This window comes from Amorphoplanes friuliensis DSM 7358 (assembly GCF_000494755.1).
In the GTDB taxonomy this organism is placed as follows: domain Bacteria; phylum Actinomycetota; class Actinomycetes; order Mycobacteriales; family Micromonosporaceae; genus Actinoplanes; species Actinoplanes friuliensis.
The window spans coordinates 2,921,030-2,934,305 of record NC_022657.1 but is presented as its reverse complement, the minus strand read 5'-3'; the positions used below and the strand labels follow the sequence as shown (position 1 = coordinate 2,934,305).

At 70.1% G+C, this 13,276-nt stretch carries 15 protein-coding genes; 6 read left to right on the top strand and 9 right to left on the bottom strand.

Going from position 1 to position 13,276, the window contains the following annotated elements; translation table 11 throughout:
* Nucleotides 1–408: 408 nt before the first annotated feature.
* Nucleotides 409–1,206, top strand: a complete 798-nt coding sequence (locus tag AFR_RS13660; protein WP_023361059.1) for a CBS domain-containing protein — start codon at nucleotides 409–411, stop codon at nucleotides 1,204–1,206.
* A 59-nt stretch (nucleotides 1,207–1,265) separates the two neighbouring features.
* Nucleotides 1,266–1,559 carry a DUF3040 domain-containing protein gene (locus AFR_RS13655; protein WP_023361058.1) on the top strand — a complete coding sequence of 98 codons (294 nt, stop codon included), beginning with the start codon at nucleotides 1,266–1,268 and terminating at the stop codon, nucleotides 1,557–1,559.
* 7 nt (nucleotides 1,560–1,566) lie between these two features.
* Here AFR_RS13655 and AFR_RS13650 read toward each other — a convergent pair whose 3' ends face one another.
* Nucleotides 1,567–2,811 (bottom strand): PucR family transcriptional regulator, encoded by a 1,245-nt coding sequence (locus AFR_RS13650; protein WP_023361057.1) that lies wholly within the window; start codon nucleotides 2,809–2,811, stop codon nucleotides 1,567–1,569.
* Nucleotides 2,812–3,088: 277 nt separating this feature from the next.
* Between AFR_RS13650 and AFR_RS13645 the strand changes: the two genes are divergently transcribed.
* Together AFR_RS13645 and AFR_RS13640 are read left to right on the top strand one after the other, a co-directional pair.
* Nucleotides 3,089–3,841, top strand: coding sequence for a CBS domain-containing protein (locus tag AFR_RS13645; RefSeq protein WP_023361056.1), 753 nt, complete (start codon nucleotides 3,089–3,091; stop codon nucleotides 3,839–3,841).
* 35 nt (nucleotides 3,842–3,876) lie between these two features.
* On the top strand, nucleotides 3,877–4,638 hold the full coding sequence (locus tag AFR_RS13640) for a rod shape-determining protein (RefSeq protein WP_023361055.1): 762 nt from the start codon (nucleotides 3,877–3,879) through the stop codon (nucleotides 4,636–4,638).
* Between the two features lie 35 nt (nucleotides 4,639–4,673).
* Here the strand turns inward: AFR_RS13640 and AFR_RS13635 are convergent, their stop codons facing one another.
* Both AFR_RS13635 and AFR_RS13630 read right to left on the bottom strand, forming a co-directional pair.
* Nucleotides 4,674–5,282 carry a hypothetical protein gene (locus tag AFR_RS13635; protein ID WP_023361054.1) on the bottom strand — a complete coding sequence of 203 codons (609 nt, stop codon included), beginning with the start codon at nucleotides 5,280–5,282 and terminating at the stop codon, nucleotides 4,674–4,676.
* A 38-nt stretch (nucleotides 5,283–5,320) separates the two neighbouring features.
* The gene (locus AFR_RS13630; protein WP_023361053.1) at nucleotides 5,321–6,037 is read right to left on the bottom strand and encodes an SDR family oxidoreductase; all 717 of its coding nucleotides are present in this window, start codon (nucleotides 6,035–6,037) and stop codon (nucleotides 5,321–5,323) included.
* An 87-nt stretch (nucleotides 6,038–6,124) separates the two neighbouring features.
* On the opposite strand from AFR_RS13630, the gene AFR_RS13625 reads away from it, so the two are divergent.
* Complete coding sequence (locus AFR_RS13625; RefSeq protein WP_023361052.1) at nucleotides 6,125–6,952, top strand: helix-turn-helix domain-containing protein; 828 nt, start codon at nucleotides 6,125–6,127, stop codon at nucleotides 6,950–6,952.
* A 95-nt stretch (nucleotides 6,953–7,047) separates the two neighbouring features.
* Here the strand turns inward: AFR_RS13625 and AFR_RS13620 are convergent, their stop codons facing one another.
* From AFR_RS13620 to AFR_RS13610, 3 genes are all read right to left on the bottom strand, one after another.
* Nucleotides 7,048–8,193: a hypothetical protein gene (locus AFR_RS13620; protein WP_023361051.1), complete on the bottom strand. Its 1,146-nt coding sequence runs from the start codon at nucleotides 8,191–8,193 to the stop codon at nucleotides 7,048–7,050.
* Complete coding sequence (locus AFR_RS13615; protein ID WP_023361050.1) at nucleotides 8,190–8,762, bottom strand: RNA polymerase sigma factor; 573 nt, start codon at nucleotides 8,760–8,762, stop codon at nucleotides 8,190–8,192. The genes AFR_RS13620 and AFR_RS13615 overlap by 4 nt, the downstream gene beginning before the upstream one ends.
* Nucleotides 8,763–8,892: 130 nt before the next feature.
* Entirely contained in the window at nucleotides 8,893–9,747 is an 855-nt protein-coding gene (locus AFR_RS13610; RefSeq protein WP_023361049.1) for a helix-turn-helix transcriptional regulator, read from the bottom strand.
* Between the two features lie 87 nt (nucleotides 9,748–9,834).
* On the opposite strand from AFR_RS13610, the gene AFR_RS13605 reads away from it, so the two are divergent.
* Complete coding sequence (locus tag AFR_RS13605; RefSeq protein ID WP_023361048.1) at nucleotides 9,835–10,617, top strand: SDR family NAD(P)-dependent oxidoreductase; 783 nt, start codon at nucleotides 9,835–9,837, stop codon at nucleotides 10,615–10,617.
* A 13-nt stretch (nucleotides 10,618–10,630) separates the two neighbouring features.
* Here AFR_RS13605 and AFR_RS13600 read toward each other — a convergent pair whose 3' ends face one another.
* The 3 genes from AFR_RS13600 to AFR_RS13590 form a co-directional block, all read right to left on the bottom strand.
* The gene (locus AFR_RS13600) at nucleotides 10,631–10,933 is read right to left on the bottom strand and encodes a DUF427 domain-containing protein (RefSeq protein WP_023361047.1); all 303 of its coding nucleotides are present in this window, start codon (nucleotides 10,931–10,933) and stop codon (nucleotides 10,631–10,633) included.
* Between the two features lie 120 nt (nucleotides 10,934–11,053).
* The gene (locus AFR_RS13595; RefSeq protein ID WP_023361046.1) at nucleotides 11,054–12,247 is read right to left on the bottom strand and encodes an MFS transporter; all 1,194 of its coding nucleotides are present in this window, start codon (nucleotides 12,245–12,247) and stop codon (nucleotides 11,054–11,056) included.
* A gap of 71 nt (nucleotides 12,248–12,318) precedes the next feature.
* Nucleotides 12,319–13,248: an NAD-dependent epimerase/dehydratase family protein gene (locus AFR_RS13590; protein WP_023361045.1), complete on the bottom strand. Its 930-nt coding sequence runs from the start codon at nucleotides 13,246–13,248 to the stop codon at nucleotides 12,319–12,321.
* Nucleotides 13,249–13,276: the final 28 nt, after the last annotated feature.

Here is a 13,276-nt window from a genome sequence, read left to right as displayed (position 1 = left end):
TCCCCGCGCCGATGACGGCGACCTCGCCCGGAGTGCCGAGCCCTTGACCTTCGGAAGACATGCCGCTCCTCGTTTCTGCGGTTTCGCCGAACTCCACTGTCGCGCAGCCTGATCCGCTCGGTCAGGGCCTCCACCGGCCGATCCAGGGCGCCGCACCTTGCCGGTGACCGGCAGTGAAGAGCGCGTCGGCCACGACAGTTCGTCGCAAGGGCTCCTTTCGACGCTCCTCCCCGAGATTGCCGACGGTCGGCAATGTCTGAGTGCCGAGGTCTGTGAGCGGTGACCCTGCCGCGAACGGGCCGTCCACCGTGAAGATGGAGACAGACGTCAGAGCCGGCAACGGCCGGCCCGCGGGAACGTGCGCACCGCGACGCCACTCGATCTCAGCGCCGGCAAAGGAGGATCACCGTGCAGACCTGGCGGGTACGCGACCTGATGACCACCGACGTGATCACCGCACCCGACACCGCATCGATGGCGGACCTCGTCGCCCTGCTCACCGAGAGGCAGATCTCGGCGGTTCCCATCACCGACCGGTTCGACGTTGTGCTGGGCCTGGTGTCCTGGACGGACCTGCACCGGAAGATCAGCGTCAGCAGCCAGGGGAACGGTCGCCGTGCTGGATGGCTGAGCCGGTTCGCACCATCCCTGCACTGGCCCAAGGGAACTGCCGTAGAAGTGATGAGCGGGCCGGCGGTCACCATCGGACCCGACGCCACGCCGGCTGCCGCCGCCCGGGAGATGCACCGTACGAAGGTCGGACGGCTGGTCGTGGTCGACGAGCAGCACCGGCTGCGCGGCATCATCACACGATCGGACCTGCTGGGAGTTCACTCCCGCCTCGACGCCGTCATCCGCGATGAGGTGTTGCAGGTGCTCGGCGGCACGCTTCCGATCCAGCCAGGCGCCGTCGAGGTGAGTGTGGACGGTGGGGTCGTCGTCATCGCCGGACGCACCGCTCGCCGGACCACTGCCGTTGCCGCCGTACGGCTGACCGAGACGGTTCCCGGCGTCACGGAGGTCGTCGATCGGCTCACGGCCGACGTCGACGACACTGCTGCAGTCGTACCCGAGCGTCGGACCTCGAGCCGTGACCCGCTGCTCGGCTGGTGGACCGAACGCCTTCCCGTCTGGTGGCGTGAGGACGACACCGGCACGAGGAACGCCCACCGGAAGAGCGAGAAGGAACTGGCAGCGCTCGGATGACCGGACAGATCGGCTCCAGTGCCTCGACGCGGCCTGCCGCCCACGGAAAGGAGACAGGCATGCTCAGCAAGGCCGAGCAGCGCACCTTGACGGAAATCGAACACGAACTGCGATCAGAGGATCTCGCCTTCACCCAGCGTTTCGAGCGCCTCGGGTTGCGCTGCCCTCAGGAGTGGCTGGGCATGACCGCGCGCGGGTGGCTGTTCTCGGCCGCTCTGCTCATGGGCTTCGCGGTGCTGACGGGCAGCGGAGGACTGGCCCTCATCGCGCTCAGCGTGGCGGGGGTGAGCGGCGGCCTGTGGCTCACCGACAATGCCCGCTCCTCGGGTGATCAGCAACCACCGCGGCCGTAGCGGCCGGTCAGGCAGGAATGGGCAGTGGCTCCTGCGGCCAGTTGAGCACCTTGGCGCCGAGCACCGCTGCCTGCAGTGTGAAGCGATGCGCGGGATCGGCCGGGTCGTAGCCCGTCAACGTCTTGATCCGCGCCAGCCGGTAGGTGACGGTGCGCACCGAGACGTGCAGCCGCTTCGCCGACTCGGTGGCCACCGCACCGGTGGCGAAGTACGCCTCCAGGGTGTCGAGCAGCGGCCCGGCGCCGCCGCGGGCCTGGACGAGGGGGGTGAGCGCCGCCTGGACCAGGTCCACGATGGCAGGCTGGTCGCGGAGCAGAACACGGTAGATCAGCAGGTCATGAGCGTTGATCACCGGAGTGTTCGTGTTCAGGCGCCCGGCCATGGTGAGCGCCTCCCGGGCTTCCTCGTAGGAACGGGCGATGCCGTACAGGCCGGGATGAGCGCGGCCGACGGCGACCCGCCAGGGACGGCCGCGGTGCAGCCGGCTCAACTCCCGGTGCATGAGCCGGCCGAGTTCATTGCTCGCGTCCATCCCGGACGACATCCGGCCCGTGGCACCGGCATCGGCGGGTGCCAGCACGACGAGCAGGCCGTCCTTGGTGGCGACGAGGACGTCACGGTCCCCGAGCCGGTCGAACACCACCGCCTCGAGGGCGCTGATCGCGGCATCGGCGTCCGGCAACCGTCGGCTGGGCGCCGCCAGCGCCACCTGATGCACCCGGGCGAGGTCGAGCCCGAACGGCTCCGCGCGCCCCACCAGGGTGCCCAGGTCGGAGTCACCGCGCAGCAGATCGTCGATCAGTTCCCGGCGCAGCGACTCTTCCCGGCGCACCAAATCGCGGCGGGCGACCGCGTATCCCTCGGCCAGGGTCGCGACCGCGTCGTCGACAACCTGCAGGACCGCCGCCGCGGCCGCGCGCACCTCCTCAGGGTCACGCGAACGCACCACCGTGGGGAGGTCCTGCCACAGTCGCCGGGCGGCGGACAAGTAGAGCTGGACCACCTTTCCGGCCGAGATTCCCTGCTCGGCGGCGCGTCGGCCGAGCAGCTCGACCGCGTCCAGCTCACGGCGCTTGGCCCGGCGCCCGTGCGTGGCCGCGTCGGCGAGCAGCGGCAGATAGTCGCCGAGCAGTTCCACGGGAACAGCGCCGGCGTCCCTGCCGGCTCCCTCGGCGACGTCGATCAGCCACGCGTCCCCAGCCTGCGGTTTTGCCGGCCGGCGCCCGCCGCGCCGCTGAGCTCTCTCGGTCATTTCCGCCTCGCCCTCGAGCCACTGATGCCGTGGCACCCGTCGGCTCGATAGCCGTCCGCCGTTGCGGATCGGGCGGCGGCAGCACGGCTTCATCAGCCGCCATTGCCGACCATCGGCAGTCTAGACCGCCCGGGCGACGACAGCGGAGGTTGCCGGAGGTCGGCAAGCAAGAACGAGGAACGTCGCCGTCGCCGACCGTAGTCGGTGTGCACTCGTCGCGGAGAGGATGGACGGGACAAGAAGAACGTGTCCGGGACAGTACAAGGGAGGTGTCGAAATGCAATGGCAGGTCGATGACGTGATGACACGAGAGGTGGTCACCGTGGGGGTGGAAACCCCTGTCGGTCAGCTGGCTGGTCTGCTGGAACGCGAGGGCATCAGCGCCGTACCGGTGACTGACGCAACGGGTGACGTGCTCGGTTTTGTCTCTCAGACCGATCTGCTCGCCGGTGTCGCCGGCGGCGCGAGGGACAACCAGCGACGCGGCCGCCGGAAGGCCAAGGTCACAGCGGTGCGAGCGGGAGACCTGATGACCTCCCCGGCACTGTCCATCGGTGCCGACGCGTCGCTGACCCGAGCCGCCAGAACCATGCAGGTCCGCAACATCCGCCGATTGCTGGTGACCGATCCGCAGGGACGACTGCTCGGAGTGGTGTCCCGCGGCGATCTGCTTCGCCCCTACGCCCGCAACGATGCGGCGATCCGGCGGGAGGTCGAGGCGGTGCTGCGCCGCCGGCTGTGGATCCGCCCAGAGCAGGTCAGGGTGCAGGTCCGCGAGGGCACAGCGACGCTGACCGGCACGGTGGGCCGGCTCTCCACCGCCGACATCGTCACCCGGGTGGCCGGGAGGGTGCCGGGTGTCACCACGGTGGTCAATCGAGTCCGGTACGAGTTCGACGATGCCGAACTGGTCCGCTCCGCCGTCGACCGCACCCACCCGTTCAGCGCCGAACCGTTCCCGCCGGGGAAGCAGCGTCGCCGCGGTCGAATCCGGCTCACCCGCAGGCACAGACAACACCAGGACGCCTGAAGACAGCACAAGGCCCACCCTCGAAAGGAGCCGAGATGGTCGTGCCCCTGAGACCGGCACCCCTGCCTGGCCCGCCGGTCGCGAAACTCCGGCCGACTGCACTCGCCGTGGACCTCGGCAGCCGCACCGTAGGGGTGTGGGCCGCCCACCACGGCACTGTCAACGACTCCTGGAGTGATACCGCGATGCCCGTACACCGGGGTCGCGTCGTCGACCTCGACGGCTGTACGAATCAGCTGACCCGGCTCGTCGGCCGATTTCCGCAGCCCCTGCCTCGAGGCGGTGTGGTCGTTGCTTGCCGGCCGGTGCTGGCTTCCGAGGCCGACCAGGAAGCCACCCGCCGAGTGCTCCACGCCGTCCTCGCGCCCGAAAGGGTGATCTTCATCGACACCGTTCGTGCCGCCGCCATCGGTTCAGGGGCGGCCGCGGGAAGCTTGCTGGTCGTCGACATCGGCGCCGAACTGACCGAGGTCGCGCTGCTCACCGACGGTCGTGTCCACACCGCCCGCCGCACCGAGATCGGTACGCGAGATCTCGACCGCGGCGCCACCGTGGACCTGATCAGTGACACCGTCCGTCGCCACATCGATGACCTGTGCGCAGGCCCCGACCCTGCGGAGTCGGCCACAGCGCTGGCGCGGGGAGTCCTGCTGGTCGGTGACGGCGCTGTGCGCCCGGACCTGGCCACGGCCATCGCCGGCCTGCTGCAGGTGCGTGTCCACCGGGCGTCCTCACCGCGCACCGCCGCACTCAACGGCGCCGGCCTGGCGGCGATGTCACTGCTGCGCCATCACTGAGCACCCGGGCCGACCATCTCATCACCGTCAGCCGGTCATGGGCCTTGGATTCGATTGGATCGGATCATCATGTCCCGGCGCTCGATCTCGGGACGGTCGCTGACCAGAGTCACCGTGAAGTCGCCGGCGACGACAGGCATCTTTACGCTCACCCGGTAACCGGCGGGGACGACAAGACCGGGTGAGCGAAGCTTCCGGGGACCGCTGGCCTCGGCATCGCAGACGCCCTCGACGCCGAGGCACACCACAAGATCCGTGCCGGTGCTGTTGTAGAACACCACCGACTGCCGCACGGTCGCTTCGACGGTGGGTGCGCCGAACCCGTCGTTGCGCAGCTCGATGCGGGTGGGGCTGAGGTAGAGCATGGTCGCGAAGCCGGCGACGACAACGACGGCTATTGCAGCGGTCACCAGGGGCGTTGCCGTGACACCCCAGATCGCCCGCACGACACAGAGCAGGCAGATCCCCGCCGCGACGAGTACAAGAATCCCGAAGGTCTCTTCGCGCTCGGGGGTCACGAACGGGCCGGCACCTTCGTCGGGCGGACGAACCCAGTCGGCGCCGAAGACGCAGGCTCCCAGCATGATGATCGCGGCCAGCATCACGAGCCCGCCCACGGCCCCGTCGAAATCATCACCGTCCATATCTGATGATAGGACGCCACCGCCTGCGACCGAGGTTGTCAGCGTTGCATCGCGGGACGGACGATGATCTCGTTCACGTCGACACCGTCCGGCTCACCGATCGCGTACGCGGCAGCGCGCGCGACAGCGTCCGCCGGGATCGAGTTCGCCCGGTAGGCCTTCATCTCCGCGCGGGCCACCGGGTCGCTGATGGACTCGGCGAGTTCGGACTCGACCACGCCGGGCGAGATCGTGGTCACCCGGACCGATGGGTCGACCTCGCGGCGCAGGCCCTCGGTGATGGCCCAGGCCGCGTACTTGGTGCCGCAGTACACAGCGGCGGTCGGTGACACCTCGTGCGCGCCGATCGACGCGACGGTGATGAAATGGCCGGACCCCTGCCGCTGGAAGTGCGGCAGCGCGGCCGCGATGCCGTGCAGCAGCCCGCGGATGTTGACGTCGATCATGCGGTCCCACTCCTCCACGAGCAGGGCGTCGAGCATCGACAGCGGCATCACCCCGGCGTTGTTGATCAGCACGTCGATGCGGCCGTGGGTGCTGACCGCGGCGTCGACGAACCGCGTGACGTCCGCGCGGTCGGTGACGTCGAGCCGGTCGATGTGCACGTCGCCACCGGCGTCGCGGATGGCTTCGAGCCGGTCCACCCGCCGCGCGCCCAGCACGACGGTGTGCCCCTGGTCCGCGAGACGGCGCGCGGTGGCCGCCCCGATGCCGCTGCTCGCGCCGGTGATCAGAATCGTCTTGGAATCGGTCATGACTTCAGCCTCACCGCCGCGCCGGGTGCCATCCAGGGGGAACCGCACCCAGGCTGAGCCGGCGCCCGCCGCCGTATCCTCGGACCCATGGCGACCACTGCCCTCGGCGACTTCCTGCGGCTGCACCGGCCCAAGGTGACACCGGCCGACGCGAACCTGGTCACCTCCGGTGTCCGGCGGGTGCCGGGACTGCGGCGCGAGGAGGTGGCCCTGCTCGCGGGCATGAGCGCCGACTACTACGTACGCCTCGAGCAGGGCCGCGAGCGCCACCCGTCCGCGCAGGTCCTCGAGGCCCTCGCCCGCACCCTGCGGCTCGACCCGGACGCCCGGGAGCATCTGCACCGCCTCGCCGGGCTCAGCCCTCGCGCCCACCCGTTGGCCGCGACCGAACGCGCCGACCCCCAGCTGCGCCGGCTCCTGGACATGTGGCCGGAAAACCCCGCGCTCGTTCTCGGCCGCGCCTACGACGTGCTGGCCGCCAACCAGCTCGGCACAGCCCTGTTCGGTGCGACCGGGAACCTCGCGTTCAAGGTCTTCCTGGAACCGGCGGCCCGCACGTTCTACCCCGACTGGCCGGACGTGGCGGCCCACACCGCGGCCGGTCTGCGCCTCGCCTGGGGTGTGGCCCCGAACGACCCGGTTCTGGTCCGCGTCGTCGACACCCTGCTGGCCCGGAGCCCGGACTTCGGCGCGTTGTGGGCCCGCCAGGATGCCCGCGGCAAAACCTCACAGACCAAGAACCTGCTGCACCCGGAGGTCGGCCCGCTCACGCTGGCCATGCAGACCTTCGATGTACGCGCGGCGCCGGGCCAGCAACTCGTCGTCTACCACGCCGAACCCGGCTCACCGGACGCCGAGGCGCTCACGCTGTTGGGCACGCTGGAGGCCACCCGCATCGCCGTACCGCCGGCCTGATCCAGCTGCGCAGAACGAGGTGCGGGCCGCCTGGGTAGGCGGCCCGCACCGTTGTCACCTGCTGGGCCAGTTACGCCCGTCCGGGAGCTACCGGCCTAGAGCTCGGCCGCCGTCACCCGGGAGGACTCGTACGTCGTGGTGGACTTGGGCAGGCCCGGCACGGTGGACACGTCCTTGACCAGCATGCCGGTCTTGGCGTCGACGGTCAGGACCTCGTCACCCGCGCCGCCGAACACCTCGGGGCCGGCGATGATCGTCAGCGTGGCTGTGCCGTTGGTGGTGGAGTCCTTGACGCTGACTGCGTCGATGGTGGACAGCAGACGCAGCACACCGGCCCGGACCTCGGTGTTGCCGTCGCCGGCGGACAAGGCCTGGGTGCTGTACGCCCACAGGGCGTTGTCGAGGTGCGCCTTGACGGCCTGAGGGCTGTACGGCTTCGGCTTGAAGTTGCCACCCTTCTGCTTGACGATCACCTGGGCGGCCGCCTGCTGCTTGTCCCACTCCGTCTTCTGCGCCGCGGAATCAAGCCCGACCAGCCTGTCCCCGGCTGCTTTGAGCATGAGCGTCCGGCCGTCAGCCGGGCTGCGGTCCGCCGCGGCGACGGCCGCCTTGAGGAGCGGAGCGTAGCCACCGTCCTTCAGCTGGTCCTGGTTCTTGCTGATCGCGCGCTTGACGCCCTTGACGCTGTCGCCCGTGTAAATCGCGTGATCATCGGTGTACAGCGTGTAGATGACCTGCATGGTCTTCTTGCCGTGGACCTGAGTCGCTTTGACCAGCCACCCGTCGCCCGCCGGCGGGGTGGCCGTCTTGATGGACCCGGCCAGAGTCATCAGAGGCGCACGCTCGGCGGACCCGTCGACGGCAGCCGGCGCCGAGGCGGCGACCGGCGGATTGTCGCCGGGCACCCCAGCTCCGGGCGCCGACGAGTTGAGCGCCACAGCAACGACCGCCGCCGCGGCGGCAACCCCCACCCCGGCGCCGATGCCGAGCCGGCTCTTCATGCTCATCCGGCGCCGGCGCTGAGTCTCCGGGCTGAATTTGTGGTCCCGCGTGGTGGTCGTCGTTTCCATCGTCGAAGCCTTTTCCACAGTCGTGTTCTCCATTGACATCGCGTCCAGCAACCGCACGGTTCCGGGGTCGGCCATGGCCGCCCGTAGCGCCGTTCGCGCCCGCTGATACGCCTCCGGGCGCAGAGCTTCTGCCTTGCCCAACTCACCGATCAGATCGAGCTCGTCGGTCATCGGTGTCTCTCCTTCGCGCTGTTGCGTTCCTTCAGAAGCGCGGACACCCCCGGCGCGTCGCGCAATGCCGCCCTGGCCTGGCTCAGCAGCCGCCTCGCGGTGCCGGCCGGCATGCCGAGTGTCCGTGCGGCGTCCGCCGCGGTCAGGTCCTCCCAGGCGACGAGCCTCAGGACCTCCCGCTCCTCGGGTTTGAGCCGCAGCAGAGCCGATCGGAGTACCGCACGGGCGTCCATGCCGAGGTCCACCGCCGACCACGGATCCCATCCGGTAGCCAGGTCTGTCACGTCAGCGACCAGGTCCTCGGCCGGCCGGGACCGGAAGTAGCGGCGAATGCGATTCAACGCCACCCCGTACAGCCAGGGCCGTGCATCGCCGTACGACTGGTCGTAGGACTGCCGCGACGCGAACGCCGCAACCCAGACCTCACCCAGCAGATCCTCAGCCGCATCGCGCCCCGCCCTGCGAGCCAGGTAGGAGCCGACGGCGGCCTCGTGCCGCTCGACGACTTCCACGAAGGCGTCGACATCGCCATTCAGCGACCGGCCTATCAAATCCGCATCCGAAGCCATGGCCCTCCTCGGCAGGTTTTCGCTTCCAACCTGACATTGCCGATCGCCCGGAAAAGTGTTCAGACTCCACGGCGCCGAGGCCTGGGACGAGCAGAGTTGTCGCCTCGCCAGCTGCGCCGGCTTGCCGCCGTCAGCGCAGGTGAGGGCTGATCGTTTCGGTTCCGAGCACGTTCAGCAGGGCCAGGGCCTCCGCGTCACGCGAGCCCTTCGGGGCGCTGTAGAGGACGAGGTGCTGGTCGGTGTCCTCCAGGGTCATCGCATCGCAGTCGAGCGTGATGTCGCCGACGACCGGGTGCCGGAAGGTCTTCCTCAGCACCGGCACCGCCTCCACGTCATGGCGTTCCCAGAGGCGGGCGAAGTCGGGGCTGCCCTCGCACAGTTCCTCGATCAGGCCGGTCACCGTCGGATCGGCCGGATACCGGGCGAGCGTGCCGCGAAGCCTCCTGACCACGTTCAGCCGGAACTCGGCACCGTCGTGAATTCCGTACGGTGTCGGGCCCTGATGCGCCGACGCCGGGAACGCCTTGCGGGCCAGGTTCCGGTTCTCCGGGGTGAGGGCGGCGAAGTCCTCCATGAGGGCCGCCGCCAGGTCGTTCCAGGCGAGCACCTCGTACGCCGCGGACACGACAAAGCCGGCCGTCTGAGGCAGCCGTTCCAGCAGCGCCACGACGCTCGGGCGGACCTCCCGGCAGTGCAGGCCCGACCGGATCGGCGCCGTGCCGGCCAGCAGGTGCAGATGGTCGGACTCGGCGCCGGTGAGCCGCAGCGCGCCCGCGATCCCGGCGAGCACCTCACCGGACGGCCGCGGGGCCCGGCCCTGCTCGAGCCGGACGTAGTACTCGGTGGAGATGTGCGCGAGCACCGCGATCTCCTCCCGGCGCAGCCCCGGGGCACGCCGCCGGGGGCCCGAGGACAGGCCTACATCCTCCGGCTGGAGCCGCTCACGCCGGCTGCGGAGGAACGCACCGAGTTCCTGCTTGTCCATACCCCCGAGTGTGCCCGCTGGGCAGCGGCGGATCGTAGTACCGTCCGTACCTGAATCAGGCGCCCGGACCGGCCCAGCATTGCGGTCATGACGAACTCAACCGCCACCACCGCGACCGGCCTGCTCGCCGGCAAGGTCATTTTCATCACCGGCGCCAGCCGGGGCATCGGCGCGGCCGCCGCCCGGCTCTTCACCCAGGAGGGCGCAGCGGTAGTCCTGGCTGCCCGCAGCACCGACGCCCTGGACCGCCTCGTCACCGAGATCCGCGCCGAGGGCGGCGTCGCCGACGCGATCACCGTGGACCTCGCCGACAGCAGCAGCATCCGTGCCGCGATCGCCCGGGTCGAAGAGCTGCACGGGCGGCTCGACGGCGCTTTCAACAACGGCGCCACGATCCAGCAGCCCGGCCCGCTCGACACGACCAGCGACGCCGACATCGACGAGCAGTTCGCGGTGAACTTCCGGGCGCACTGGACCGCGATGAACGCCGAGGCCACTCTCATGCGCCAGGGCGGCGGCGGGGCGATCGTGAACACCTCGAGCATCGGCTCCCGCCGGGCCAACCCGTTCCTGCCGGCCTACGGCGCGATGAAGCGGGCGCTCAACAGCATCACCGAGTCGGCCGCTGTCACCTGGGCGCCGGCGGGCATCCGCGTCAACGGCATCACACCCGGCGGTACGACCACCGAGATGATGCAGGCCTGGGACGAGGCGACCCCCGGCGTCATCGCGGCCAACATCGCCGCCACCCCGATGGGCCGCATGGCCGAGCCCCGCGAGGTCGCCGAGGTCGCCGCCTGGCTGCTCAGCGACCGGGCCTCGATGGTGACCGGCGCCATCGTGCCGGTCGACGGCGGCGCCGGCGCCTGAGCGGCGGCACCGGTCAGCCGACCGACACCTGGGACTTGTCGAACGCGACATAACCGCTGTAATCCTGCCCGACCCGGTCGAACGACGCCGGGTACGGGTCCGGGTAGCTCCACGCGGCGTCGTGGTGAACGGCGTCACCGACCGACACGTCGTGGTACTGGGCCACGCCCTTCCACGGGCAGGTGTAGGGCGTGTCGCTGTTGCTGAAGAGCTCGGACTTGAGCGAGGACGGCGGGAAGTAGAAGTTGCCCTCGATGGTGACCAGCTCCGACTCCGGCGCGTCGGCGACGACGGTGCCGTCGATGGTTGCCTGCATGGCGCACTCCTTCTCGATCAAAATCGTTCGGTATGCCCAAGCTACCTCCGCCGGAGCCAGGCGACACGGGCTGCGCACCGAGCCGGGCCCCGCACGTCGAGCGGGGCCCAGGAGCGCCGGCTAGGTCCGCGGCCAGCGCGGGAAGGCGTGCCGGCGGCCCGCAACGGCCGCGACGATCGTGGGGATCATGATCGCGACGGCGACCCACGAGATGGAGACGGCGCCGAGGGCGGTCAGAAGCAGACCGCCGGCCACGCCACCGGCCGCGATGCTCAGGTTGAAGGTCGTGACGATCATCGACTGCACGCCGTCCGAGCCGGCCGCCCGGATCCCGGCCGTCACGAACAGGGTGGCGGAACCACCGAAGCCGAAACCCCACGCCGCTACGCCCAGATAGAGAAGCACCGGGCTGAGCGAGGCGAATCCCAGGACGAGGAACGCAGCGCCCAGCACGACCGTGCTCACGACGATCAGCAGGCGGTGGTGCGGGTCGAGCAACAAACCGGTGGCCCAGATGCTGAGCAGGGCGGCTGCGCCGAACACCACCAGGATCCACTCGAGCTGACCGCCCACCCCCGAGGCGATCGCCAGCGGGCCGATGTAGGTGTAGACGATGCTGTGCGCGACCATGAATCCGGCGATGACCCAGAGGATGGTCCGTACGCCGGGAGCCCGCAGGATCGTCCCGACCGGGATGTGCCCGGCCTCCGCCTCACCCGCGAGGTTGGGCAGCGCGGCGAACACCCAGAGGATCAGGGCGACGCTGACGGCGGCCACCACCCCGAACGTCGCCTGCCACCCGGCGGCATCGCCGAGGAGCGTGCCCGCGGGCAGCCCGAGTGACAGGGCGACAGGGGTGCCGGCCAGGGCGATGGCAATGGCCTTGCCCTGCAGGGTGGCGGGGACGAGGCGGGCCGCGTAGCCGCCGATGTTCGACCAGATCAGGCCCGCTCCGACACCGGCCACCACACGTGCGACGAGGATCACCGTGAAACTGCCGGTGAAGGCAGCCACGGCGTTCGCCGCCGCGAAGGCGACAAGGGCGGAGACGAGCACCGTCCGGCGTCCCCAGTTCTTCAGGGCGGCGTTGAGCGGTATCGCGGTGAAGGCTGTCGCCAGCGCGTACACGGTGACGGTCTGACCGACGGTGGATTCCGAGAGGCCGAGCTCGCGGCTCATCTCCGGCAGCAGGCCGGCCGGAATGGTCTCGTTGATGATGCCCAGGAACCCGGCCGTGAACAGCGCCAGCAGGGCGGACACCGGCAGCCTGGCCGTGTCCGGGACACGAGTTCTCTCGTCAGTGGCTGACGACATGGCGTTTCCTTCTGATCGAAGCTGACCGGACCGGGGTTCAGATCGTGACGATCTTCATGAGGTGCTCCTGCTCAGTTCGTGGGGGCCAGCGAGGCCCGTACGGCGTCCAGACCCGCGGCCTGGGAGACGATCGGCCGGTAGCCGAGTTCGGTGACGGCTTTGTCGGTGCGCAGGGTGCAGGTCTGCCCCAGGAACCACCGGGCGGGTACGGGCACCACCTGGGCCGCGGTGGCGGCGTCCATATCGGGGATCGAGGCCTGGACGCCGTGGATCTCGAACTGGGTCTCCAGGAAGTCCCGCAGGACCACACGCTGCTGGTCGGTGACGAAGTACGCCTGACCGTGCCGGCCCTCGAGCCAGCCGAGAATGAGGCCCTCGACGGCGTTGTCGACGTAGGTCACGTCGGTGATGTGCCGGCCGCCCTCGATCCAGGCGAACGCGCCCGTGCGGGCGGCGGTCACGAGGTTGTCGATCAGGCTGCTCCCCGGGCCCCACACGAACCGCGGACGGATCGACACGGTCGCAAAACCGGGCGCGTCGGCGGCCACCACCAGAGCCTCGGACTCGGCCTTCACCGCGGCGTACGCCGCCTCGGAATCGGGACGCAGGGGTGCGGTCTCGTCCACGTCGACCAGCGGCTCACCGGCGAGCAACGCGGCCTCGCTGCCACAGTGGATGAACCGGGCGACGCCAGCGCGGCGGGCCACGGCCAGCGCCGTACGGGTGCCGTCCACGGTCACGAGTTGCTGCCGGGCGCGCTCGGCCGCGATGTCGGTCTCGGCCGCCAGGTGGAAGAAGACCGCACTGCCCGCGACGCTGTCCTGCCACGTGGACGGCTCGGTCAGTTCGCCGCGCACCGGCTCCGCTCCCAGCCCGGCCACGACATCAGCCGATGCCGCACTGCGGACCAGGGCCCGTACCGAGTGCCCGTCGGCGATCAACCGGCTCACCAGCCGCCGGCCGATGAAACCCGATCCGCCTGTCACAAATGCCTGCACCATCGTCGCTCTCCCTAGGTCAACTGCTCTC

Excerpts from the sequence above, each read along its gene's own strand:
- AFR_RS13655 (WP_023361058.1), top strand. The coding sequence starts at position 1,266 with ATGCTCAGCAAGGCCGAGCAGCGCACCTTGACGGAAATCGAACACGAA.
- AFR_RS13650 (WP_023361057.1), bottom strand. The coding sequence starts at position 2,811 with ATGACCGAGAGAGCTCAGCGGCGCGGCGGGCGCCGGCCGGCAAAACCG.
- AFR_RS13645 (WP_023361056.1), top strand. The coding sequence starts at position 3,089 with ATGCAATGGCAGGTCGATGACGTGATGACACGAGAGGTGGTCACCGTG.
- AFR_RS13640 (WP_023361055.1), top strand. The coding sequence starts at position 3,877 with ATGGTCGTGCCCCTGAGACCGGCACCCCTGCCTGGCCCGCCGGTCGCG.
- AFR_RS13635 (WP_023361054.1), bottom strand. The coding sequence starts at position 5,282 with ATGGACGGTGATGATTTCGACGGGGCCGTGGGCGGGCTCGTGATGCTG.
- AFR_RS13630 (WP_023361053.1), bottom strand. The coding sequence starts at position 6,037 with ATGACCGATTCCAAGACGATTCTGATCACCGGCGCGAGCAGCGGCATC.
- AFR_RS13625 (WP_023361052.1), top strand. The coding sequence starts at position 6,125 with ATGGCGACCACTGCCCTCGGCGACTTCCTGCGGCTGCACCGGCCCAAG.
- AFR_RS13620 (WP_023361051.1), bottom strand. The coding sequence starts at position 8,193 with ATGACCGACGAGCTCGATCTGATCGGTGAGTTGGGCAAGGCAGAAGCT.
- AFR_RS13615 (WP_023361050.1), bottom strand. The coding sequence starts at position 8,762 with ATGGCTTCGGATGCGGATTTGATAGGCCGGTCGCTGAATGGCGATGTC.
- AFR_RS13610 (WP_023361049.1), bottom strand. The coding sequence starts at position 9,747 with ATGGACAAGCAGGAACTCGGTGCGTTCCTCCGCAGCCGGCGTGAGCGG.
- AFR_RS13605 (WP_023361048.1), top strand. The coding sequence starts at position 9,835 with ATGACGAACTCAACCGCCACCACCGCGACCGGCCTGCTCGCCGGCAAG.
- AFR_RS13600 (WP_023361047.1), bottom strand. The coding sequence starts at position 10,933 with ATGCAGGCAACCATCGACGGCACCGTCGTCGCCGACGCGCCGGAGTCG.
- AFR_RS13595 (WP_023361046.1), bottom strand. The coding sequence starts at position 12,247 with ATGTCGTCAGCCACTGACGAGAGAACTCGTGTCCCGGACACGGCCAGG.
- AFR_RS13590 (WP_023361045.1), bottom strand. The coding sequence starts at position 13,248 with ATGGTGCAGGCATTTGTGACAGGCGGATCGGGTTTCATCGGCCGGCGG.